The 21,506-nt window shown below is 59.7% G+C and carries 18 protein-coding genes; 12 read left to right on the top strand and 6 right to left on the bottom strand.

What is annotated here, in order from left to right:
* Window positions 1–11: 11 nt before the first annotated feature.
* Window positions 12–707, top strand: coding sequence for a DUF1963 domain-containing protein (locus ABH909_RS21680; RefSeq protein ID WP_429436933.1), 696 nt, complete (start codon window positions 12–14; stop codon window positions 705–707).
* A 259-nt stretch (window positions 708–966) separates the two neighbouring features.
* Here ABH909_RS21680 and ABH909_RS21675 read toward each other — a convergent pair whose 3' ends face one another.
* Window positions 967–1,398, bottom strand: coding sequence for a hypothetical protein (locus tag ABH909_RS21675; RefSeq protein WP_429436931.1), 432 nt, complete (start codon window positions 1,396–1,398; stop codon window positions 967–969).
* Window positions 1,399–1,451: 53 nt separating this feature from the next.
* Window positions 1,452–2,201: an SDR family oxidoreductase gene (locus ABH909_RS21670; protein ID WP_429436929.1), complete on the bottom strand. Its 750-nt coding sequence runs from the start codon at window positions 2,199–2,201 to the stop codon at window positions 1,452–1,454.
* A gap of 506 nt (window positions 2,202–2,707) precedes the next feature.
* Between ABH909_RS21670 and ABH909_RS21665 the strand changes: the two genes are divergently transcribed.
* The 9 genes from ABH909_RS21665 to ABH909_RS21625 all read left to right on the top strand — a co-directional run bounded on the left by ABH909_RS21665 (window position 2,708) and on the right by ABH909_RS21625 (window position 14,393).
* The gene (locus tag ABH909_RS21665; protein ID WP_429436926.1) at window positions 2,708–3,499 is read left to right on the top strand and encodes a YfaP family protein; all 792 of its coding nucleotides are present in this window, start codon (window positions 2,708–2,710) and stop codon (window positions 3,497–3,499) included.
* A 35-nt stretch (window positions 3,500–3,534) separates the two neighbouring features.
* Window positions 3,535–5,244 carry a DUF2138 domain-containing protein gene (locus ABH909_RS21660; RefSeq protein ID WP_429436923.1) on the top strand — a complete coding sequence of 570 codons (1,710 nt, stop codon included), beginning with the start codon at window positions 3,535–3,537 and terminating at the stop codon, window positions 5,242–5,244.
* Window positions 5,214–5,879 (top strand): DUF1175 domain-containing protein, encoded by a 666-nt coding sequence (locus tag ABH909_RS21655; protein WP_256348518.1) that lies wholly within the window; start codon window positions 5,214–5,216, stop codon window positions 5,877–5,879. The genes ABH909_RS21660 and ABH909_RS21655 overlap by 31 nt, the downstream gene beginning before the upstream one ends.
* Entirely contained in the window at window positions 5,876–10,450 is a 4,575-nt protein-coding gene (locus tag ABH909_RS21650) for an alpha-2-macroglobulin family protein (RefSeq protein ID WP_429440053.1), read from the top strand. Before ABH909_RS21655 ends, ABH909_RS21650 begins: the two co-directional genes overlap by 4 nt.
* A gap of 1 nt (window position 10,451) precedes the next feature.
* The gene (locus ABH909_RS21645) at window positions 10,452–12,074 is read left to right on the top strand and encodes a DUF2300 domain-containing protein (protein ID WP_429436919.1); all 1,623 of its coding nucleotides are present in this window, start codon (window positions 10,452–10,454) and stop codon (window positions 12,072–12,074) included.
* A gap of 3 nt (window positions 12,075–12,077) precedes the next feature.
* Window positions 12,078–12,893, top strand: coding sequence for a YfaP family protein (locus ABH909_RS21640; protein ID WP_429436917.1), 816 nt, complete (start codon window positions 12,078–12,080; stop codon window positions 12,891–12,893).
* Window positions 12,894–13,138: 245 nt separating this feature from the next.
* A complete protein-coding gene (locus ABH909_RS21635; protein WP_429436915.1) occupies window positions 13,139–13,459 on the top strand; it encodes a hypothetical protein in 321 nt (106 codons plus the stop codon).
* Between the two features lie 71 nt (window positions 13,460–13,530).
* The gene (locus ABH909_RS21630) at window positions 13,531–13,881 is read left to right on the top strand and encodes a DUF6152 family protein (protein ID WP_429436912.1); all 351 of its coding nucleotides are present in this window, start codon (window positions 13,531–13,533) and stop codon (window positions 13,879–13,881) included.
* Complete coding sequence (locus tag ABH909_RS21625) at window positions 13,881–14,393, top strand: DUF6644 family protein (RefSeq protein ID WP_429436910.1); 513 nt, start codon at window positions 13,881–13,883, stop codon at window positions 14,391–14,393. Before ABH909_RS21630 ends, ABH909_RS21625 begins: the two co-directional genes overlap by 1 nt.
* A 1-nt stretch (window position 14,394) precedes the next feature.
* Here the strand turns inward: ABH909_RS21625 and ABH909_RS21620 are convergent, their stop codons facing one another.
* The gene (locus ABH909_RS21620; protein WP_429436907.1) at window positions 14,395–15,183 is read right to left on the bottom strand and encodes an alpha/beta hydrolase; all 789 of its coding nucleotides are present in this window, start codon (window positions 15,181–15,183) and stop codon (window positions 14,395–14,397) included.
* Window positions 15,184–15,304: 121 nt separating this feature from the next.
* Here ABH909_RS21620 and ABH909_RS21615 point away from each other — a divergent pair, with 121 nt between their 5' ends.
* Window positions 15,305–16,588, top strand: coding sequence for an NTP/NDP exchange transporter (locus ABH909_RS21615; RefSeq protein WP_429436904.1), 1,284 nt, complete (start codon window positions 15,305–15,307; stop codon window positions 16,586–16,588).
* On the top strand, window positions 16,585–17,529 hold the full coding sequence (locus tag ABH909_RS21610) for an aldo/keto reductase (RefSeq protein ID WP_429436902.1): 945 nt from the start codon (window positions 16,585–16,587) through the stop codon (window positions 17,527–17,529). The genes ABH909_RS21615 and ABH909_RS21610 overlap by 4 nt, the downstream gene beginning before the upstream one ends.
* Before the next feature lie 148 nt (window positions 17,530–17,677).
* Here ABH909_RS21610 and ABH909_RS21605 read toward each other — a convergent pair whose 3' ends face one another.
* The 3 genes from ABH909_RS21605 to ABH909_RS21595 form a co-directional block, all read right to left on the bottom strand.
* Window positions 17,678–19,483, bottom strand: a complete 1,806-nt coding sequence (locus tag ABH909_RS21605; RefSeq protein WP_429436900.1) for a DAHL domain-containing protein — start codon at window positions 19,481–19,483, stop codon at window positions 17,678–17,680.
* A 155-nt stretch (window positions 19,484–19,638) separates the two neighbouring features.
* The gene (locus ABH909_RS21600; protein ID WP_429436897.1) at window positions 19,639–20,622 is read right to left on the bottom strand and encodes a zinc-dependent alcohol dehydrogenase family protein; all 984 of its coding nucleotides are present in this window, start codon (window positions 20,620–20,622) and stop codon (window positions 19,639–19,641) included.
* 33 nt (window positions 20,623–20,655) lie between these two features.
* Window positions 20,656–21,402, bottom strand: a complete 747-nt coding sequence (locus ABH909_RS21595) for a cyclic nucleotide-binding domain-containing protein (protein ID WP_429436895.1) — start codon at window positions 21,400–21,402, stop codon at window positions 20,656–20,658.
* Window positions 21,403–21,506 lie beyond the last annotated feature (104 nt).

Below are 21,506 nucleotides of genomic sequence, written 5' to 3'. Positions count from 1 at the left end.
TTCGCGTCAGTATGGAAATTCAAGAGATCAGACAACGCTTGGCCAGGCCGGCCACAAAATTCGTCGCTGGCGGATTTCGACCTACCAAAGAGACTGAGGAAAGCTGGCTTGGAAAAGTAATTCTTTTCCGGCCAGATGAAGTCATACCAAGAAACAAAGCCGGAGATGAGCTGCATCCGTATGCACAGTTTCACCTACCAAGCCTGCCATTTAACAGCCCGGTTCTTAAAGGGGTTCGTACACTTACACTGTTCGTTTCTGATCCCTTTCCAGAGCAGTTCGAGCCGATGGGTAACAACTGGCTTATCAGAGAGTATGGGGCTGACGATGTGCTTATCCGTAAGGAGCTGTCGGTAGCGGGCTCGTACATCAAGCCCTTTCCCTTGAAGGCTGAATTGGTGGCAGAGGACTTTCCTCTATGGGATGGAGGCGGAATACCGGCGAACATTGAAGCCGAAATACTCAGGCTTGAGCGGACAGGTGAGATACAGAGCTATTACGATCTTATGACTCACACATACGAACACAAGATCGGTGGATACCCCTCATTCTGCCAGTCTGGCGTTGACCCGGGTGATGATTTTGAGTTCGTGTTCCAGATATCGTCAGACTCAAAAATAAACTTGAATGTGGTGGACGGCGGAAGCCTGATGTTCTGGAAAAATAACACCACTGGCACATGGGCTATTTACTATGACTTCTACTAATCGTCATGATTAAGCGCCCAAGATTAATTGAGATCCATCCACTTCGTAGTCGGCTCACACGCCGGCTTCGACAGCAAATCTCTAAGAGGTCTGCTCTGCCCCCAAATGCGACCGTACCCTTTGCACCATCTTCTCCGACTGACTGCAATGGGGCGTTTGCTGCCATTCGCGACCGACCGTCTTCGACCCATTGCAGACATTCATAACGATTAAGCTATTGCGAACCCGATGAGCGAAGCAATCGGCTTTGAGCCGTTTGTTAAGTTGCGATTCGTTGGAAGCCACGCCAGCCCAAATAGATGAGGGGCAGCCAAAGCAGGATACCAAGGCTCAGGAGCAACAAAAACGGACGCGGTTCAAACTCGGAAGCGGCATACACCGCAAACATTGGTACAAACACGATCTGATAGGGAAGATTAAGTACAACTTTTACGAGCGGCCAAGCAAAAAAACCTCGGCATTCCACGTAGGGTAGCAAAGCGTCCGTTCGATAGCACCCATGCTTAAGACGGCCCACCTCCTCGAAGGTTGGCAGCAGCACAAGGGCCACAAAGGCGCCAACAAGAGTTGCCAGATATGCAAGGCAGGCGATAAGTAGAATCTGGCGCATTCGCAATCTAACGGGAGTCACGTCCTGGCTCGTTGGTCCAGGGATTTCTCGTTCCCGATTGGGAGGATCTTCATCTGACATGACCTTCTCCTTAAGAATGGGTGGGCAAGTCTGTGCAATTACCCATTTGCATATCAAACGCTGTTCTTGAGCCAGGTTTCAAAGCGCGTCGGCCCTATGATGGGGTGCTCTCCCGGCGTGAGCGAGTGGTCATCGATCGGCGCGCCGAAGTAGGGGACCGTGTCGTCCGCTTGGGCCTGGCGCGGGTCGTTGGTGTGTTGCAAAAACAGGCGCACGAATTCCACCAGCGGCCAGCGTTCAGGGCCCGCCACTTCCAGGGTCTTATTGCTTGGTGCTTGCACCGCCACCTTCGCCAGCGCTATCGCGACATCGACGGCGGCAATCGGTTGCAGCTCGGCGGAGGTCAGGCGGACGGTGTCGCCGTCCTGCACGCCCGAGTGCGAAATCGCCCCGATGAATTCGAAGAACTGCGTGGCCCGCACTATTGTGTAGGGGATGCCTGAGTCTTTGATGAGTGTTTCCTGCGCCATCTTCGCGCGGAAGTAACCGCTGTCGAGCATGCGCTCGGTGCCCACCACCGACAGGGCTACATGGTGTTTGACGCCTGCGGATTTCTCGGCGGCGAGCAGGTTGCGCCCGCTGGTTTCGAAGAACTCGAGCACGGCAGCGTCTTCGAAGGAGGGCGAGTTGGCTACGTCGACCACCACGTCGGCGCCTTGCAAGGCGGTTTGCAGTCCTTCGCCGGTGAGGGCGTTGACGCCGGTGCTCGGTGATGCAGCCAGGGTTTCATGCCCCAGGTCTTGCAGGTTTTTGCACAGGTGTCTGCCGATCAGCCCGGTACCGCCAATGACGACGACTTTCATGACGAGTCTCCCGATGCGATGTCAGTCCCGAGTGTCGTGTTGGTGGATAGGTCGAGGGGCTGACGTTGAATCCTGCAACCATTAAAGACCCGCAATGGAATTGCTTCGTGTTGTCCGATAGGTGGTTCGATCAGATGCTGTTCGAGTTATCTGAAAAAAATGCAGAGATGCGCACAAAAAGACCGGAAAAACAGATTGGCGGGAATGTTATATTGCCAGCCTCTGCCCCAATGCCAGTCAGTTAAGGCGCGGAACCTGTGGGAGCGGGCTTGCTCGCGAAAGCGGTGTATCAGGCGACATCAATGTTGACTGTGCCGCCGTCTTCGCGAGCAAGCCCGCTCCCACATGGATTGCGCTTAACTGACTGGCATTGGGCGTCTGCACCCATCATGTTTTGAAGTTCGAAGGCTTGTTTGAGGCTACTCAAGCGCCTTCCCAGCAATCAGTTCAAATAACGCGCCGAGGATTGGGCGCAAGGCTTCGTTATGCATGGCAGGAGGCGTTACATGCGTTGTGTTCTTTCACTGCTGATCACGCTGGTCTGTACCCAGGTGGCAAGGGCCGAGCCCACGGCCGAGTTGTCGGAACCGGTGGGCGGCTGGCGCTATCACGGCCTGCTGGACCGCAGTGAACATCCTCGCGTCGCCTATCCCACGCCGCCCATCGACCGGGGCGTGCAGCGCAATCGCACGATGATCGAAGGCCAGCTCAAGGCCCTCGGCACGTTGCGTCCGCCCCATAGCCTGGCGGTCAACGGCAATCCCCTTAATTTGTACACCGACGACCAAGGGCGTTTTGCCCGGCCGTATGCGTTCGGCGCGGGGTCCAACAGCGTCGAAGTGCGCAGTTCCGAGGGCAAGTCGCTCAAGCGCGTTCAATTCTACGAAGCCAACAACCTGCGCACGCCGGCACGAATTCGCGTGGTGTTGGGTTGGGACGATCCCAAAGCCGAACTCGATCTGCACATCATTACCCCCGCCGGCCAGCATGCATTCTGGGCTCGCCCGGCGATGAGCAACGGCGGCGGCCTGGACCCGGACGGGGTCGATGGCCCCGGCCCGGAAATGTTCACCATGACCGCGCCAATGCATGGCACTTATCTGGTTTACGTGAACTATTGGGGCAACTTCGGCAGCGGCGGCTATAACTTCGATGAGACCAGCAACCAGAACGAGGTGATCACCTCGCAAATCAATCTGGTGCTCAACGAAAATACCGTCGACGAAAAACGCGAAACCTTCATCGTGCCTTTGCGAGCGATCGGCGACCTGCTGCTGGTCAAGACTTTCAACTATTAAACATCCCGCACCACGGATGAATTGGGTTTGTGAACATGAGTGATAACACTGTTTCCCCGGCCGTCTCCCCAGCCGTCAACACTTCCCGTCGCTGGCCGGCGCTGGTCATCGGGCTGTGCCTGGTGGCCGGCGTGGCGGGCGGGTTGGGGTGGTTTCTGAACCAACCCAAGGCTCCGCCTGCGGAACTGGCCAGTGACAAACTGGGCATGAGCCGACCGGACGGTTTGCTCGAAACCCACTCCCTGAGCCAGTTGCCCAAGGATCTGCTGGCAGTGCCATTTCTCAAGGAAACCCTGACCGAAGATTTCGTCTTCTATTACCAGGCCCACGCCGATCGTCTCGGTTTGATCGGCAGTCTGCGGCGGATCATTTACGAGCATGACCTGAAGTTGCAGGACAGCCTGATCGAGCAGCTGTTCGATCAACCGGCGGACGTGGCGCTATGGCGCGGTGCGGATGGGCGTCTCAAGGATTTCCTGTTGGTGATGGATCGCGGCGGGCTGGCCAAGGTGCTGGAGCCGCTGGCGAAAGTGGCGCTGGGTGATACGCAGCTGAGCAAGCTGGCTGAAATCAAGGTTGCCGGCGATGTGGTGCCGCTTTATCAACTCACCTACAACAACAGCAAAGCGCTGCTGTTCGCCTCCCATGGCGACAAACTGGTGGTGCTGTCCAACCCGACCAAGCTTTATGACACCGGCCACGGTCCAGTCGACGAACCCGGTATGGTATCGACCGAATCGCTGGAAGCACTGCTCGGCGGCGAGAAACTGTTCCCCGAAGCCTTCGGTCTGCAACCCCGCGCGCCTGAGGTAAAACAACGGCTCTCGGTCAATTCCAGCGTTCTGGCCATGGGTTACCAGCGCTTCATCCCGAATTTCGCCGGCCTGCGTTTCGACATGGACGACAAAGGCTGGCATAGCTTCCTCGCCATGGACGAACTGGAAAACCAGCCAGATTTCGACTTCAAACCGATCTGGCAAGCCATGCCGATGGGCGCCAGCGCCTGCGTGACTTTGCCGCTGGCCGCCGAACAACAGAAACCGCTGCTGGTGAAACTCGGCGCCGACGACGCCGTAGCCCAAGCCCTGACCGAACACATGGCCGGTGCCGCCGGCCTGTGCTGGTACGCCGATTCGCGGCTGTACACGCCGCTGCTGGTGGCCAGCCTGAACGACGATGACAGCGCCAAACTCGACGGCGACCTGGGCAACTTGTTCGGCTCGATGGTCGGCGCCTACGAAGGCAACGTTGCCGAGCACGCGTTCCCGGTGGTCGAGAAACAGGAAGGCCAGACTCATCAGTGGCAACGCCAGGTCAGCTCCAATTTCGGTCCCTACAAGGCCAAGGATGCCGAGCAACCGGAGGCGATCACCGGCAAAGCCTTTATGCGCGTCAGCCTGGCGCGCCACGGTTCGACACTGCTGTTCTCCCTGGACGACAAACTGGTCGACAAAGCCCTCGGCACCCTCGACAAACGCTTCCCGCCCATGGCTGACGTCGTGCCGAAAGACCTGCTGATGCCGATCTATTTCGGCCCGGATTCCATGGCGCAGCTGATGCAACAGGAAACCCTCGACAGCCTGCCGCAAGACATGGAACCGGTGTTCTACAACGCCGCACAAACCTACCTGATCCCGAAACTGCGCACCCTCGGCGGCTATGGCAAATATGCCCTGACCTTGCCTGAAGGCAGCGAGCCCGACGGTCACTGGCAATGGCTGCCGCTGGAGTGGAAAGCCCTGTGACCGCACTCATCCGAGGCCTCGGCCTGCTGGCGTTGCTGCTGGGGACTCGCACCTTTGCCAGCGAAGCCGCCGCGCTCGACCCGCAGCAATCCCAGGTATTCCGCGCCTGGTTCGTGCGCATCGCCCAGGAACAACTGACCCAAGGCCCGAGCCCGCGCTGGTATCAGCAGGACTGCGCCGGGCTGGTGCGGTTTGCCGCCAACGAAGCGCTGAAAGTCCATGACGACAAATGGCTGCGCAGCAATGGCCTGTCCAATCGCTACCTGCCGCCGGAACTGCAGCTGAGCGACGCCCAACGCAGCCTTGCGCAGCAATGGCAGCAGGGCGGCGGCAAAGTCGGGCCTTACGTCAATGCGATCAAACTGATTCAGTTCAACAGTCATCTGGTGGGGCGCGATCTGGCCCAGGCCCGGCCCGGCGACTTGATGTTTTTCGATCAGGGCGACGACCAGCACCTGATGATCTGGATGGGCCGCTTCATCGCCTATCACACCGGCACCACCACCCCAACCGACAACGGCATGCGCTCCGCAAGCCTGCAACAACTCATGACATGGAAGGACACCCGATGGATACCCGACGCAGCCAACCCCAACTTCATCGGCGTCTATCGACTCAACTTCCTCTCCCAATGACCGGTGCCCGCATGCTGCGCATTTGCTCTCCAATTCTATTGCTGCTGGCCCTTCTGGCGCCTTTGGCCACGGTCAACGCCGAAGACACCGTCGAGCCAAGCGGCTACACGCCGGTGGCCGGTGAAAGCTTTTTCCTGCTGGCCGACAGCAGTTTCGCCAGCGACGAACAGGCAATGGTTCGCCTCGAAGCGCCGGGCCGCGATTACCGCCGGTTCCGCATGGAGCCTTACGGCGGCGCGGACATTCGTGTGTATCGCATCGACAAACCGCTGGATTTCCTCAAGCGCCAGAAAAACCTGCACCGCGTGGTCAGTGACGGCCAGTTCAAGGGCGAAGGCCTGTCGAACACCCTCGCGTACTTGTGGGACAACTGGTACCGCAAATCTCGTCGGGTGATGCAGCGGGCGTTTTCCTATGAGTCGCGTAAACAAGTCACCGAAGAAGTGCCGGAACTGAAGATGGGCACCGCCATCGCCGCGCCAACGCCTTACGACGCACAGCCGCAATTCGCGTTGATTCCGGGCCTGCCGGTGGTCAGTCAATTCCGTTATCCGCTGTGGCAAGCCAAACCGATCCAGCCGCCTGAGGGCGTGAACCTGGACGGTTCTTCCAGCGAGTTCGTCAGTGTCTCGCCGGGCAATGTGTACATCCCGTTGGGCAACCTGAAACCGGGCCTGTACCTGGTGGAAGCGCTGATCGGCAAGTACCGCGCAACCACCATGGTTTTCGTCTCCAACACCGTGGCCGTGAGCAAGATTGCTGGCGATGAATTGCTGGTATGGGCCGCGCGCAAACACGAAGGCAGTTCGGTGCCCAAGGTCAATGTACTGTGGACCGACGGCTTGGGCGTGATGAGCAGCGGCGCGACTGACGCCGACGGTTTGCTGCGTCTGAAACACGTCAGCCCCGAGCGTTCATTCGTGATCGGCGAGGACGAAGAGGGCGGGGTGTTCGTCTCCGAGAACTTCTATTACGACAGCGAAATCTACGACACCAAACTCTATGCATTCACCGACCGGCCGCTGTATCGGCCGGGGGATTGGGTGTCGCTGAAAATCGTCGGTCGCGAGTTCAAGAACGCGCGGGATTCAGTGGCGCCGAGCGCTGCCGACGTCAACGTCACCGTGCTCGATGCCACGGGCACGGCGCTGCAGTCGTTGGCGCTGAAGCTCGATTCCAAGGCCGGTACTCAGGGCCGTTTCCAGTTGCCGGACAATGCGGTGGCGGGCGGCTATGAGCTGCGTTTCAGCTACAAGGATCAGGCCTATAGCAGCGCTTTCCGTGTCGCTGAATACATCAAGCCGCACTTCGAAATTTCCCTGAACCTGGCCAAGCAGGATTACCGCACCGGCGAACCGGTGAAGGGCAATCTGGTGTTGCTGTACCCGAACGGTAAACCGGTGGCCAATGCCAAGTTGAGCCTGAGCCTGCGCGCCCAACAATTGTCGATGGTCGATAACGAGCTGCAATACCTCGGGCAATTCCCGGTGGAGCTGACCAGCGCCGAACTGACCACCGATTCCAAGGGCAACGCCAGCCTCGATCTGCCCGCCGCCGAGAAACCGAGCCGCTACATGCTCACCGTGTTCGCCAGCGATGGCGCGGCGTATCGGGTCAAGACCACCAAGGAAATCCTCATTGATCGCGGTGCTGCGAGTTTCCGTCTGAGCGCGCCTCAGCGCTTCAGCGCGGTGGGCAGCCAGGTTGCCTTCAGCTATGCCAACGAAGGGGGCAGCGAGCAGAGCAAAGCGGTCAACCCGAGCAGCTACAGCTGGGTGCGACTTGAAGATCAAACCACTGGCGAAGGTAAACTCGCCGCTAAAGATAAAGGCTTCACCCTGGCCTTCGACCGTCCGGGCACTTACAACCTGACGCTGAAAGATGATCACGGCCGCGTGCTTGGCGCGACCGGTCACTCGGTCACTGGCGACGGCGTCAAAGCCGTGCCCGGCACCGTGGAAATTGTCCTCGATAAACCCGAGTACAAGGCTGGCGATGAGGCCCTCGCGTTGATCACTTTCCCCGAGCCGATTATCGATGCGCTGTTATCGCTGGAACGCGACAAGGTCGAGGCCACAGCGCTGCTGTCCAAGGGCAACGAGTGGCTGAAGATGGAAAAACTCAGCGACACCCAATACCGCGCGCGCATTCTGGTGAAGGACAACTTTGCGCCGAACCTGACTTTCTCTGTGCTCTACACCAAGGGTGGTCAGTACAGCTTCCAGAACGCCGGGATCAAGGTGATCGCGCCGCAAATCGATGTGGCAATCACCACCGACAAAGAGGCGTATCAGCCCGGCGATACCGTGTCGGTCGACCTGACCACGCAGTTCGCCGGCAAGCCGATTCCGGCGCACCTGACGGTCAGCGTGGTCGATGAAATGGTCTACGCGCTGCAACCGGAAGTCGCGCCAACCATCGACCAGTTCTTCTATCACCCGCGCCGCAACAACGTGCGCACCAGCGCCAGTTTGTCGTTCATCAGCTACGACGTGGCATTGCCGGGCAGCCCAGGCGCGCCGGGAAAAGCCAACCGCAGTGAGCGCGGGGTGAAAGTACTGGAGCGGCCACGTCGTGAAGACGTCGACACCGCCGCGTGGCAGCCGGAATTGATCACCGATGCGAATGGCAAAACCCGCTTCACCTTCAAGATGCCGGACTCGCTGACCCGCTGGCGCATCACCGCCCGTGCCATTGCCGATGACGGCCAGGTCGGGCAGAAGAAGCAATTCGTGCGCTCGGAAAAACCGCTGTACCTGAAGTGGAGCGGCCCAACCAGATTCCGCAACAGCGACAAACCGGACCTCGGTGTGTTCGCATTCAGTCAGGCCGAGAAACCGGTCAAGGCTGAGCTGGTGATTCATTACGGCGGTGCAGAACAGCGCGTGCCGGTGACCTTGAACAACGGCATCAACTACATCGCCTTGCCCGCATTCACAGTAGCCAATGGCGAGTGGACCGCCGAACTGGTGCAGGACGGCAAAACCGCTGATGCCCTGGCCGTGCGCCTGACCGCGACCGGCGAAGGCTGGCAGGTAACGCAAAGCCAAAGCCTGGACGTGGCCAGCGGTGATACGCCGCTGACCTTGCCGGCGGACGCGAGCGATATTCGCCTGCGTCTGGATGACAGCCCGCAAGCGCTGTTCCGTTCGGCCCTCGACGATTTGCTGAGCTATCCGTACGGCGGCGTCGAACAAACCGCCAGTCGTTTGCTGCCGTTGAGCATCGCTTATCCAACCTTGTCGTCGAACCCGCAGATCCGCGATCGCTTGCGTTTGATCATGCAGAACAGCCGCCTGCGGTTGGTGCAAATGGCCGGCCCGTCGGCGAGCTTCACCTGGTGGGGCTATGACGGTGAGCCGGATGCATTCCTCACTGCTTACGCCTATTACGCCGACTGGCACGCCAGCAAAGCGCTGGAGCTGAGCCTGCCACCGGAGCATTGGCAGCGGGTGCTGGACGTGTACGCGAAGCAGTCGAAGAACACGCCGCTGTTGCAGCGGGCGCTGATTCTGTGGTTTGCCAAACAGATGCAATTGCCGGTGAACACACTGCTCAGCGGTTTGATCGATGACCTGGTGAAAGCCGGCGAAGGTCATGGGGCGAGCGTGATGGACGATGGCGAAGAGAGCCTGGTCATGAGCGATCCGGATTCGGCGTTGGGGCTGGCCAGCGCTCGGCTGTTGACCGCATCGTTGGCGCGTCAGGCCAAGGTCACTCTGCCGGAGGCTTTCAATGGTCAACTGGAAGCAGCGCAGCAACACGTCGCTGCCAGTTCCCAACCGTTTGTCGAAGCCTTGAACCTGTCGCTGCAAGCCTTCGATCAGGCTCACGCGCAAGCGCTGTTGCAACGCCTGTTGCCACAGCAATCGACTCTGGAACGCGCCTTGGCGCTGACCTGGCTGCAACGCAGCATCGAGCAGGCTTCACCCACCATCGCACTGGCGCCGGGTGAAGGCTGGAAGAAAAAGTACGGTGATACCGGTGAGATGTACTGGACGTGGCAGGGTGCTGCGCCCGTGCCGGCAGTGTTGTCGCTGACTGGGGAGCAAGAGCGCCCACTTCGCGCCGCGTTGAGCTTCCAGAGCAAGCAACCGCCGGTGAGCCCGATGGCCGTGACCATCACTCGTCGCCTGTCGCGTCTGGTGCCGGGTGACGAAGCGTTCGAATTCAAACTCGAAGCCGTCGGGACCAAACCGTTGTCCAGCGACAGTCTGTACCTGGACGAAGTGATCATCACCAGCAAAGCCGCAAAACCACTGCGCTACGGCATGCTCGAAGTGCCGCTGCCACCGGGCGCGGACGTCGAGCGCACCACGTGGGGCATCAAGCTGATGGACAAGGCCGGCACCGAGCCGACCGCGCTGGAGAAGGCCCGTTTCGAACCGGGGCAAATGGCTTACGCGATCCCGGTGGATGCCTTGAGCGGTGAATTGCGCTTGCGTCATCTGGTGCGCTTCTCGCAAAAAGGCCAGTTCAACCTGCCGCCGGTGCGTTTCACTCAGGTCTATGCGCCTCAGCATCAGGCCCAGGAACAGAAACCGGCACTCGGTCAGGTCACGGTCCACTGACATGACCCGGCGTTTGGTTTGGGTGTGGCTGTTGTGTTTGATGCCTGCGCTGGCGACCGCGCAGGATGAACCGTTGCGGCTGGGTTTCAAGGATGAACTGCTGTCGTTGAACCGCACTCAGGTGATCGCGCGTGAGCCATTGCCTGCTGATCTGCAAACGCCGCTGGGCAGCTTGTGGAAACTGTTTGTCTACGGCTGGCTGGTGGACACCGGCGCGCGGGAACCGGCTTATGAATGTCGCGGGCAATCGAAGGAAGAAGTCTATTGCTGCACCGCGGGCGGCAGGACTGAGCGCGATCAGGCGTTGGTGAAGTCTTGCGGGTTGTATTTCGAGCCTGCGCGTCTGGGTATTGCCGACGCTGAATGGCGCGAGTATTGGCAGGCGAGACAAGCGCCAGAGTGGTTGCTGGACCTGCCGTCGTTGCAACCGCAGACCCGGATTTCGGTGGCTGAGTTGCTGAAAGTCTTGGCCGTGATGCCGGCGCAGGATCAGGCGCGGCGGGTCTTGCTCGATGTGGTGTTGAATGCGGCTGACGGCAATGTCGTGGGCGAACTCGGTGGTCGGTTGCGGGTGAAAACCTGGAGTTGGCTGGGGGATCAGGACTCTTCATCACGCCAGGGCGGGTTCGCAGGCTGGACGGCGGACGGCACGCCGATCTGGGCCGGTGGGCGCGGCACCAGTCAAATGGTCTTGCGCAATTACGGTCAGGCACTGGCGACGGCGTTGCCTTCGTCATGGCCCGCCGAGGCGGGGAAGTGCGTCGAGGTCGGCCTGTTCGCGCGTTATCCGCTGAAACGCGTGATGTCGGGGGATCGCGTGTTAGCGCCCGGGCCCTTGCAAGGCGACTATCGCGTCGAGTTCGCCAATGGCAATCAACTCGATATCCATAGCGACGGCGAGTTGTTCTTGCTCAAGGACAAACTCGTCGCCCGCCTGGACCGCGAAGAATACGTCGCCCGCGTCCTGCAGCGCGAAGCCAGACCCGAACCTGCCGAAGCCGCCAAAGCCCTGAGCATCGCGATCCGCACCTACCTGCTGCAAAACGCCACCCGCAATGGCGACTGCCTGAGCATCGACGACAGCAGCAGCCGACAGCGCGTCGCCCCACGCCCGGCCGCCACCGAGTCGCGCAACATCGCCGCGTGGACCAGTGATCTGGTCCTGGCCGGCAGCACCGTCACCTATCACTCTGACCAACCGGGGCCGGACAAGCTCTCCTGGCAGCAAGCCGTCGAACAGGCCAATGCCGGTCAACGTTACGATGCCATCCTGCTGCACGCTTATCCGCGCGCCAGCCTCAGCCGCTGGGAAAATCCCGTCGCTTCCTGCGACGCATTGCCCGCCGCGCAAGACTGGCTGCAAAAACAACGCCGAGGCTGGCGTCCACGGCTGGTAAGCGAGGTTGGCTACAACGAAGTCAACACCTTCGCCGTCTGCCGCCTGGCCTTCGGCCGTCCTTTTGTCGACCGCGAACGCCAGCGCATCTACGTGCGCGGCGTGCTGTCGCTGCAAGACCGCCTCGACCTGACCCACGAATACCTGCACCTGGCCTTCGAAGCACACCCCAACGGCCAGGATGAAACCTACATCGAAGGGCTCGCCCGCCACCTCTTGCTGGAATAGGCCATGAAACTCCGTTACCCACAGGTCCTCCTGTTCCTTTGTTCCTTTTGCGTATGGCCGACCCCGTTCGCCGCCGATAGCGCGGTCAAACTCGACACGCCCGTCGGCGGCTGGCGCACAGGCGCGCCCGAAGGCGAAGGCGAAAGCTTTCGTCAGACGGTTAATTACCCGGCGTCCTCGGTCAACACGCCGGTGGGGCAGGCCAATACCGCTCGCATCACCGGTCAGATCAAATCGGCCCCCAAGGGCAATGAGCCCGGCAAGCTGATCGTCAATGGCGTCAGCATGCCGCTGAAAATCGACCCCGCCGGCCGCTACGATCGCCCGTTTTCATTCCCCAACGGCAGCAACAGCGTTGAAGTCCGCAGCCCCGACGGCCAACAACGCCACCGCACGCAATTCCTCAACACCAGCGGCGGCGCCACCCCGGCCAAGTTGCGAGTACTGCTGGCCTGGGACAGCGACGGCACCGACCTCGACCTGCATGTCGTCACGCCTGACGGCGGCCACATCTGGTACGGCGACCGCGTCGCGGCCAACGGCGGCGCACTCGACGTCGACGTCACCACCGGCTACGGCCCGGAAATCTTCGCCATGCCGGCGCCGATCAAGGGCCAATACCAGGTCTACGTGAACTACTACGGTGGCGGGTATCGCAGTGATGAGGAGGGGCAGGAGGAAGCTGTGCAGGCCCTGACCACGGCGCACATCACGGTGATTACGGAAGAGGGGACGCCGAACGAGAAGATGGAAACGTTCCTGGTGCCGATGCGGGCGGTGGGGGAGTTGACGTTGGTTAAGGGGTTTAGTTATCCGTGAGTGAAATAGTCGCAGCAGTGCTGAGACTTTTGAATTGGGCAGCAGGCTGCTGCCCAACTGCCTGAGTGAGGCCGGCAGAATTGGTCAGCAGGCTGCTGACCAATCAGAACCCAGTGATCAACGTAGATAAGGCGTTTCGTTTCCGACGATCAGCCCACGGTTTCGTCCCGCCATTGGAGAAACCTGCGGCAAAGTGTTGTCGTATCAGCAGCAGGCATATCGTCTTTAATTGCAGAGGAAGTGAAATGAGCGCGAGACCCATGCTGGGCATGTGGATGGTGGCTGCGATGAGTTCAGTCATCTTGACGCCGGCGTCAGCGGATCACTGGCGAGGCGGGCGCGAGGGGGGCGAGTGGAAGGACGAATACTGGGATGGGCCATGCAAGGTAAAGGTCGAATCCAAAAACGATGAATACAAGGAAGAAATCAAATGCCCAAACGGCCGCGGCGCCAATTGGCGTCGTGGCGAGTGGAAAGACGAGTACCGGGAGCGTGGCTGCAAGGTCAAGATCGAAGCCAAGCGGGATGAGTACAAGAAAGAGGTCAAATGCGACGGCGACGATTGATCGGTTGTTCGGGCACCGCTGTTCTCGACACGACTGACGCTAATCAATGACTGCAACAGGAGAACCGCATCATGAAAGTCTTGCTCAGAAGCATCGGACTGTCATCGCTACTGGTGGCCACTGCGGCGTTCGCTCATCACGGTTGGAGTGAGTACGATTCGAGCAACTCCATGCAGCTCAACGGAACCATCGAGGAGTCCGGTTATTCCCATCCGCACGGGCTGTTGCGGCTCAAAACAGCCGACAAGACGTGGACCATCGTTCTGGCACCACCCTCGCGCATGGAGAATCGTGGGCTGTCCAAGGACATGCTGAGTGTCGGTACGGCGGCGACCGTGGTCGGTTATCCGAATCGAAACAAACCCGAAGAACTGCGAGCAGAGCGCATCACCGTCGGCGATAAAACCACCGAGTTGCGCTGATGGACACTACAAGTGCCGGCGCGGGGACAGGTCCGCAAAGTTGGCTGGACTGGCTGGATGACTCGCGACTCGGGCTGGCCATGCGCAGTGAGTTGTGGCTTTACCCGATCGTCGAGGTGGTTCATATCATTGGTTTCGTGGTGCTGGTCGGCTCGGTGTTCATGTTCGATCTGCGGGTGCTTGGCCTGTCTAAAGATATCCCGGTGACGGCGTTGGCTCGCCATCTGCTGAGATGGTCCGTTGCTGCCCTGGTGTTGATCGTACCGGCCGGCCTGATGATGTTTACGGCCCATCCCCATGACTTCGCCACCAACAATATTTTCATTTTGAAGTTGTGCTTGATCGCGACGGCGGGCCTCAATGCAGCCCTTTTTCACGTCGGTGTTTACCGTTCAGTCGCCCAATGGAATACAGGCATTGCGGCACCTGCCATGGCCAAAGTGCAGGCAGTGCTTTCGATGGGGTTATGGGTCACGGTGGTGCTGTGCGGCCGACTGTTGGCCTATACCTGACTCACAACGCTGAACCCAGCAACTGGAGATACAGCGGGCTTTCGGATATCGAGTTGTGGCCCGTGCCCGGTATCACCTGCAGCGTGGCCACGCCCTTGGCGAAATGGGTGTAGAGCTCGTCTGTGCTTGAGCGCGGTATGACTTCGTCGTGCTCGGCGGCAATCATCAGCGTCGGTACGGTGATGTGAGCGGCGTATCTCCAGGATTCGAACCTGTCCCGCAGCAGCCACTTCACCGGGAACCAGCGGAACTGGCGGGCGGCGAGGTCTTCAAGGCTGTTGTAGGGCGTGATCAGGATCAGCCGCGAGGCCGGGCGTTGGCTGGCGAGGCGCACGGCGACGCCCGAACCCAGGCTGCGCCCGACCACGGCGATGGTGGGGTGGGTGTTGTAGACAAAGTCGAACAAGGTCATGGCATCGCGCTGAATCGCCTCCTCGGACGGCGACCCGGAACTGCCACCGTAGCCTCGGTAGTGCAGCAAATAGAGCGCATGATCGGCAAAGGCCTGGGAAAAATCGGGCAGGTTGCGGGAAACGTCCTCGGCATTGCCACCAAAATAGATCAACGCTTTCGGGCCATCGTGCGGCCTGACGGTCACCAGCACTTGCGCATCGGCGACTTGCAACGTCAGCAGCGTTTCGGGCGCATCGATGGCGCGGGGTTGCGGGTAGTAAATCAGGGCGCGCTGAAAGACGAACAGCGCCGCGCAGAGCACCAGGTACGCAACGGCAACGAATGCGAAGAGAGACATCAGGGTGCGCGACATTCGGCTAAGTTTAGTGAACGACATGGACTGCTCTGGCCTGACGACGGCTATCGCTTGAGCGCCGTCAGAGTGTAGTACATCGACAGTTGCGGTACGGGAGCGCACCGATGTCCAAGACTCGACGCTTGTATCCGGGCGCCGTCCCATGACGGCCACCGACGTGCTGAAAGGGGTCAAGGTTCTGCCCTCCGAACGAACGGCCCTGATGTTGGGTTTCGCCTTCCATTTCTGCGTGCTTGCCAGTTATTACCTGGTGCGACCCTTGCGCGATGCCTTGGGCCTTGAAGGCGGTGCCGACAAGTTGCAGTGGCTGTTCACCGCCACGTTCGTGGTGATGCTGGTGATGGTGCCGCTGTTCGGCGCGCTGGTTTCGCGGCTGCCTGCCATGCGTTTCGTGCCGCTGATCTATCGCTTGATCGCCTTGTCGATGCTGGTGTTTGGCGTATTGATCGCTCAGCGCATCGCGCCGGTGACCGTTGGGCGGGTGTTTTTCGTCTGGATCAGCATCTACAACCTGTTCATCGTTTCGATTTTCTGGAGCGTGCTGGTTGACCGCTTTTCCAGCGAGCAAGGGCGACGGCTGTTCGGTTTCATTGCGGCGGGTGGCACCTTGGGCACGTTCATCGGGCCGTTGCTGGCCGCGACCATGGCCACAAAGCTTGGGCCGGTGGCGTTGACCGTCGCGGCGGCCATGTTGCTGGAATGTGCGGTGCGCTGCTATCGGGCGCTGTTATCGCGCACCACATCGCAGTCTGGCAGTCGCTGGCTGGATGAGCGGCGCATGGGCGGCAGCATGCTGGCCGGGATCACACTGATCCTGCGCTCGCGTTACTTGATGGGGCTGGTGCTGTTCATGTTGCTGCACACCAGTGCCGCGACCTTGCTGTATTTCGAACAGGGACGAATCGTCGCTGGCAGCTATGCTGATGTGGCTAGCAGGACGCAATTCTTCGCCGTCGTCGATTTGATCGTGTCGGCGCTGACGTTGCTGTTTCAACTGCTGCTGACTGCGCCATTGATCCGCCTGATCGGTATCGGCGGGGCGCTGGTGGCGTTGCCTTTGGCGACGATTGTGGCGTTTAGCGCCATGGCTCTGGCGCCCGTGCCGGCAACGGTCGCGCTGGCGCAAGGGCTGCGCCGCGCCGTGGAGTTCGCCATCGTGCGCCCGGCGCGAGAAGTGTTATGGACGGTGGTGAGCCGCGAGGAAAAGTACAAGGCCAAGAATGTGATCGAAACCCTGGTGTATCGCGGCGGTGATGCCGCCAGTGGCTGGCTCTCCGCCGGGTTGACCGCACTGGGCGCGGGGTTTGGTCTGGTGGCGGTGGTGATCGTGCCGTTCGCCGGGCTGTGGGGCTGGTTATGTCTGTGGCTGGCCAGACGACAAGAACAAAGGGCAACCATGAATGAACAGCCAGGGGGAATTCCATGACCGATCCTGCTGTCTTCACGCGTAGAAGACTACTTACGCTGGCTGCCGGTGTTTCGGCGGTCTTCACCTTCGACCGGGCCTTTGCTGCATCGGCGCCGTCGACGGAAACAGGAGGCAAGAACATGCTGACCCGAGCCATTCCTTCCAGCAACGAGCCGTTACCCATGGTCGGGTTGGGCACCTATCGCGGCTTTGATGTCGCGCCTTCCGACGCCGCTTACAAGCAACTGCCCGCCGTGCTCAGCGCGTTGTTCGAGAAGGGCGGCACGGTGATTGACAGTTCACCGATGTATGGGCGCGCCGAGCAGACGACCGGTGAGTTGCTGTCGATCCATCAGCCTCGTTCGCCTGCGTTTCTGGCCACCAAGGTCTGGACCCGTGGTCGCGAAGAAGGCATCGCGCAGATGGAACAGTCGTTCAAACTGTTGCAGACCGACCGTATCGACCTGATGCAGATTCATAACCTGCTGGACTGGAAAACCCACCTGCCCACCCTGCGCCAATGGAAGGCAGAAGGGCGCATCCGCTATATCGGCATCACCCATTACACGGCGTCGGCGTATGACGAAGTGGAAGCGGTGTTGAAAGCCGAGCCGATGGATTTTTTGCAGATCAACTATGCCCTGGACGACCGCGGCGTCGAGAAGCGCATTCTGCCGTTGTGCCGTGAGCGCGGTGTGGCGGTGATCTGTAATCGGCCATTTGGCGGCGGTGGCTTGCTCACTCGATTGAAAGGCACACCGCTGCCGGGGTGGGCAGCGCAAGTGGAGGTCAACAGCTGGGCGCAGCTGGCGCTCAAGTTCCTGCTGGCTCATCCGGCGGTGACCTGTGTCATCCCCGGCACCAGCAACCCGCGCTACATGGCGGAGAACGCCGGTGCCGGTTTTGGCCCGATGCTCACGGATGCGCAGCGTCAACAGTTGATGGCCTTGGTGGGGTAGGCCCGTTGGCGGGAATCCCTGTGGGAGCGGGCTTGCTCGGCGAAGGCGGTGTGTCAGACGACATCAATGTTGACTGTGCTGCCGTCTTCGCGAGCAAGCCCGCTCCCACAGGTTTTGCACCGGCCTGACGGGTATTGGCGGGGCGACCTTATTGCAGGACCGCAGCGGTCGGCAATGCGTCGGCAGTTTCCAGCGGAATCTCCAGCATGAAAACCGCTCCGTGGCCCGGTCCATCGCTATGCACGCGAAGATGGCCGTTCATCTCCACCGCCGCGAGCGCACAACTGTGCAGGCCAAAACCGTGGCCTTCCTTGCGTGTGGTGAAGCCGTGATTGAAGATGCGGGTCATGTTCTCGGCCGCGATCCCTTCGCCCTGATCTTCTACGCTGAGGCGCAGTGTTGTGTTATCGATAATCTTGACGCCTAGCGTCATATGGCGCTGGCGGTCGCTGACCTTGGACATCGCATATTTGGCATTGCTGATCAGGTTGATCAGGATCAACAGCAGTCGGTGTTTGTCGCCGATGATCACCGGCGTGTCCTGGTAGTCCTTGGTGACGACGACATGGTGGCGACTCAACGCACCGGAATTCATGCGTAACGCATCCTCAAACAGATCGACGACGTTCAACGGTTCGACCAGCCTGGCGGCGCCGGCATAGGCCTGCTGAGTGGACACGATGTCCTTGATGTGATCGATGCTTTTGGTGAGTTGTGACAGTTCGTCAACGATGCTCGATTGCTCGGCCGCAATGGAGTCGACCAGTTGATTGAGGTAACCGCGAAGCAGTTTGCCTTTTTCATCGAAGGTCATGAATTGCCCCAGATCTTCGGCATGCTCGTTCATCATGTTGACCGCTTTACCCAGGCCCAGGGTTTTGCTGACCGCCAGTTTGCGGGTGATCAAATCTGCCGAAACATTAACGCTGTTCAGCACATTGCCGACGTTGTGCAACACATTGGTCGCGATCTCTGCCATGCCGGCCATACGTGCGGCATCGACCAGTTCGCGCTCGGCCTCGATCAACTCGCGGGTGCGTTCCTCGACACGTTGCTCCAGTCGCTCGTTTGCCGTTTGCAACTCATTGTTCATCTTGTTGATCAGGGCATAACTGCGAATCAGGCGCGCGGCCAGGTACAACAACAGCAGCGCCATGATGCCGGCGCATATGCCCAGATAAAGGTGATATTGGCGGTAGGTCGCACCGGCGCGCCGTTGTGTCTCGTTCAATAACTCATTGATGCTGTCCAATTGCTGTGCGACCGGAATCACACTGATGCGATCAAGCAGGTCATTGACGACAGGCTGCTCTCGAACGATGGCGTTTATATGCTCGACAAATGCAGTAAAAGGCTGGCGCCGATCAAGGGGCAGTTGAGCGATGTATTCATTGAGTTCGTTCAGTTGATGGGCGATCTCGTCGGCTTTGTTACGGGATACATACAGGGCGTACTCGAGAGTTGCCAGCGTGAGATCGAATACGTTTGAGGCGGCGGCCAAATCCTGATTGTTGTTATTGTCCAGTAATGCCTGAATGTCATCTTCCTGTTCAGGCAGGGCATCCAGTGATGTTCGCAACACCGTGTTGTGCTGTTTGAATTGTTCGACCAATCGGGTTTTGTTTTCCACCGCATCCAGATAACCCTGGCGTCGGGATTGCCAAAGAATCGAAAGCGGGCCGGCAGTGTTGAGGTCGTCGAGCTGCTGCCAGCGTTGCTCTGCTTCAGGATGCGCCACCAGAAGCAGATTGTTGTTCATGCCGATTTTTGCTCTCAGAATTTTCACGTTCCAGCTGGCATCGAACTGCTTGAGTTGACGAACGAAGTCGCGCGACTCGAAGTAGGTCGATGTGTCATGGGAATAGGATTTGATCAGCAAAAATATCAATACGCTGAAAAGGGTCAACGCAATGACGCCCAGGGCCGTCCATTTGTAATGATTGGAAAGTTTCATTGCGGCATTCCTCTCTGGACCACCTTGAGAGAGAGGTTTTGCCAACGGTTAATGATTTCCATTTTTGCGCTCCCTGCAAAATGGCGATGATCACCACATTGTTTGTAAGCCTAGCGTTGTTGGCGGATACCGTTGAAAAAAACAGAAATCACCGATCAGGGAATGAGCACAATCGCGCCTTTGACCTGACCGGCCCGCAGGCTTGCCAGTGCCTGATTGGCATCGTCCAGGGCGAAACAAGTGACATCGCTGTGCACAGGCGTATGACGCAGCGCTGCAAAAAACGCCGTGCCGTCCTCGCGGGTCAGGTTGGCCACCGAACGGAGGCTGCGTTCGCCCCACAGCAGGCGATAGGGGAAGCTGGGGATGTCGCTCATGTGGATGCCCGCGCAAATCACACAGCCGCCCTTGACGGTGGCTTCCAGCGCCCGTGGTACAAGTGCACCGACGGGGGCGAAGATCAGGCTGGCGTCGAGCGGGTGCGGCGGCGGTTGATCCGAGGGGCCTGCCCATTCGGCGCCCAGGGTTAGGGCATAGGCCTGGCCCTCGCTGTCGCCCGGCCGAGTGAAGGCATACACCTGTTGCCCCCGGCCCCGTGCCACCTGAATGGCCAGATGCGCCGCCGCGCCGAAGCCATAAAGACCCAGATGATGCGCCCCTTTGGCCATCTGCAAGGCGCGAAAACCGATCAGCCCGGCACACAGCAGCGGTGCGGCTTCGGCGGCCGAGAGTGCGTCCGGGATGGGGAAACAGAAATGGGCGTCGGCAACGGTGTACTCAGCATAGCCGCCATCCAGGTGACAGCCGGTGAACCGGGCGCGATCGCAGAGGTTCTCCCGGCCCGAGCGACAGAATATGCACTCACCGCACGTCCAGCCGAGCCAGGGAACGCCGACGCGCTTACCGACCCAGTCGGGTGCGACGTTGGCACCCACCGCCGTCACTTCACCGACGATTTCATGGCCCGGCACCCGCGGCAGCATCGCTTGCGGTAGTTCACCGTCCACCAGATGCAGATCGGTACGGCACACACCACAGGCCAGGACTTTGACCAACAGTTGGTGCGTGGCGGGTATCGGGATGGCACGCTCCTCCCGTTGCAGCGGCTGGCCGGGGGCATGCAAAACCATGGCGCGCATGACGATTCTCCAAAAGCCGATGCTCCTGAGGCGTCAGGGGGGCGACTGTCGGTGACAGCCAGCGACCAATTGCTTGAGCCCATCCAGATTCAGGACTTTGACGTTACGCCCGCAAATCTCGACCAACTCCAGATCCCGCAGATGAGCGATGCCCCGACAGATGGTTTCCAGACGCAGGCCCAGATACGAACCGATCTCTTCCCGGCGCATCTTCAGCACGAAGTCGCGGGATGAATACCCGCGAATGCTCAGCCGTTGCGACAGGTTCAGCAGGAAGGCCGCCAGGCGTTCATCGGAGTTCATGTTGCCCATCATCATGAGCAAGCTGTGATCACGCACGATCTCCCGGCTCAGGAGCTTGTTCATGTTGTGTTGCAGTGAGGGCAGTTCGTGAGCGAGTTTCTCAAGTTGTGCGTAGTGCAAGGGGCAGACTTCACTGTCCTCCAGGGCAAAGGCACTGCAGGTGTGCCGATCGTCGCTGATGGCATCCAGACCGAGCATCTCGCCGGGTATCTGGAAACCGGTCACCTGCTCGCGGCCGTCGATCGACAGCATGCTGGTCTTGAATGAACCGATGCGTACCGCATACAGCGAACGCAACGGATCACCGGCCCGGTACAGGGCTGCGCCTTTTTTAACCTTTACCCGCTGAACGATCAGGGTATCCAGCCGCTCGACCTCCTGGCCGGTCAAGCCGATCGGCAGGCACAACTCCAGGACGCTGCAGTTGGAGCACGCGGCCTTCAGATAATGATGTTGATATGGCCGTATTTCGGGCATCGCCGTAGCCCCCTGACAGTGGGGTAAAGGATAGTTCTGATCGCAACTTCAATCGGGCGTTTACAAAGGCAATCGACGAGCGGGAAAAGGTCGTCCTCATCGAG

Source organism: Pseudomonas sp. BS3782 TE3695, assembly GCF_050435305.1.
Taxonomy (GTDB): domain Bacteria; phylum Pseudomonadota; class Gammaproteobacteria; order Pseudomonadales; family Pseudomonadaceae; genus Aquipseudomonas.
The sequence above is the reverse complement of the archived record's forward strand: the minus strand, read 5'-3'. Positions and strand labels throughout refer to the sequence as shown.

Coding starts and splice junctions, on each gene's coding strand:
- ABH909_RS21680 (WP_429436933.1), top strand. CDS start 12: ATGGAAATTCAAGAGATCAGACAACGCTTGGCCAGGCCGGCCACAAAA.
- ABH909_RS21675 (WP_429436931.1), bottom strand. CDS start 1,398: ATGTCAGATGAAGATCCTCCCAATCGGGAACGAGAAATCCCTGGACCA.
- ABH909_RS21670 (WP_429436929.1), bottom strand. CDS start 2,201: ATGAAAGTCGTCGTCATTGGCGGTACCGGGCTGATCGGCAGACACCTG.
- ABH909_RS21665 (WP_429436926.1), top strand. CDS start 2,708: ATGCGTTGTGTTCTTTCACTGCTGATCACGCTGGTCTGTACCCAGGTG.
- ABH909_RS21660 (WP_429436923.1), top strand. CDS start 3,535: ATGAGTGATAACACTGTTTCCCCGGCCGTCTCCCCAGCCGTCAACACT.
- ABH909_RS21655 (WP_256348518.1), top strand. CDS start 5,214: ATGGCTGCCGCTGGAGTGGAAAGCCCTGTGACCGCACTCATCCGAGGC.
- ABH909_RS21650 (WP_429440053.1), top strand. CDS start 5,876: ATGACCGGTGCCCGCATGCTGCGCATTTGCTCTCCAATTCTATTGCTG.
- ABH909_RS21645 (WP_429436919.1), top strand. CDS start 10,452: ATGACCCGGCGTTTGGTTTGGGTGTGGCTGTTGTGTTTGATGCCTGCG.
- ABH909_RS21640 (WP_429436917.1), top strand. CDS start 12,078: ATGAAACTCCGTTACCCACAGGTCCTCCTGTTCCTTTGTTCCTTTTGC.
- ABH909_RS21635 (WP_429436915.1), top strand. CDS start 13,139: ATGAGCGCGAGACCCATGCTGGGCATGTGGATGGTGGCTGCGATGAGT.
- ABH909_RS21630 (WP_429436912.1), top strand. CDS start 13,531: ATGAAAGTCTTGCTCAGAAGCATCGGACTGTCATCGCTACTGGTGGCC.
- ABH909_RS21625 (WP_429436910.1), top strand. CDS start 13,881: ATGGACACTACAAGTGCCGGCGCGGGGACAGGTCCGCAAAGTTGGCTG.
- ABH909_RS21620 (WP_429436907.1), bottom strand. CDS start 15,183: ATGTCGTTCACTAAACTTAGCCGAATGTCGCGCACCCTGATGTCTCTC.
- ABH909_RS21615 (WP_429436904.1), top strand. CDS start 15,305: ATGACGGCCACCGACGTGCTGAAAGGGGTCAAGGTTCTGCCCTCCGAA.
- ABH909_RS21610 (WP_429436902.1), top strand. CDS start 16,585: ATGACCGATCCTGCTGTCTTCACGCGTAGAAGACTACTTACGCTGGCT.
- ABH909_RS21605 (WP_429436900.1), bottom strand. CDS start 19,483: ATGAAACTTTCCAATCATTACAAATGGACGGCCCTGGGCGTCATTGCG.
- ABH909_RS21600 (WP_429436897.1), bottom strand. CDS start 20,622: ATGCGCGCCATGGTTTTGCATGCCCCCGGCCAGCCGCTGCAACGGGAG.
- ABH909_RS21595 (WP_429436895.1), bottom strand. CDS start 21,402: ATGCCCGAAATACGGCCATATCAACATCATTATCTGAAGGCCGCGTGC.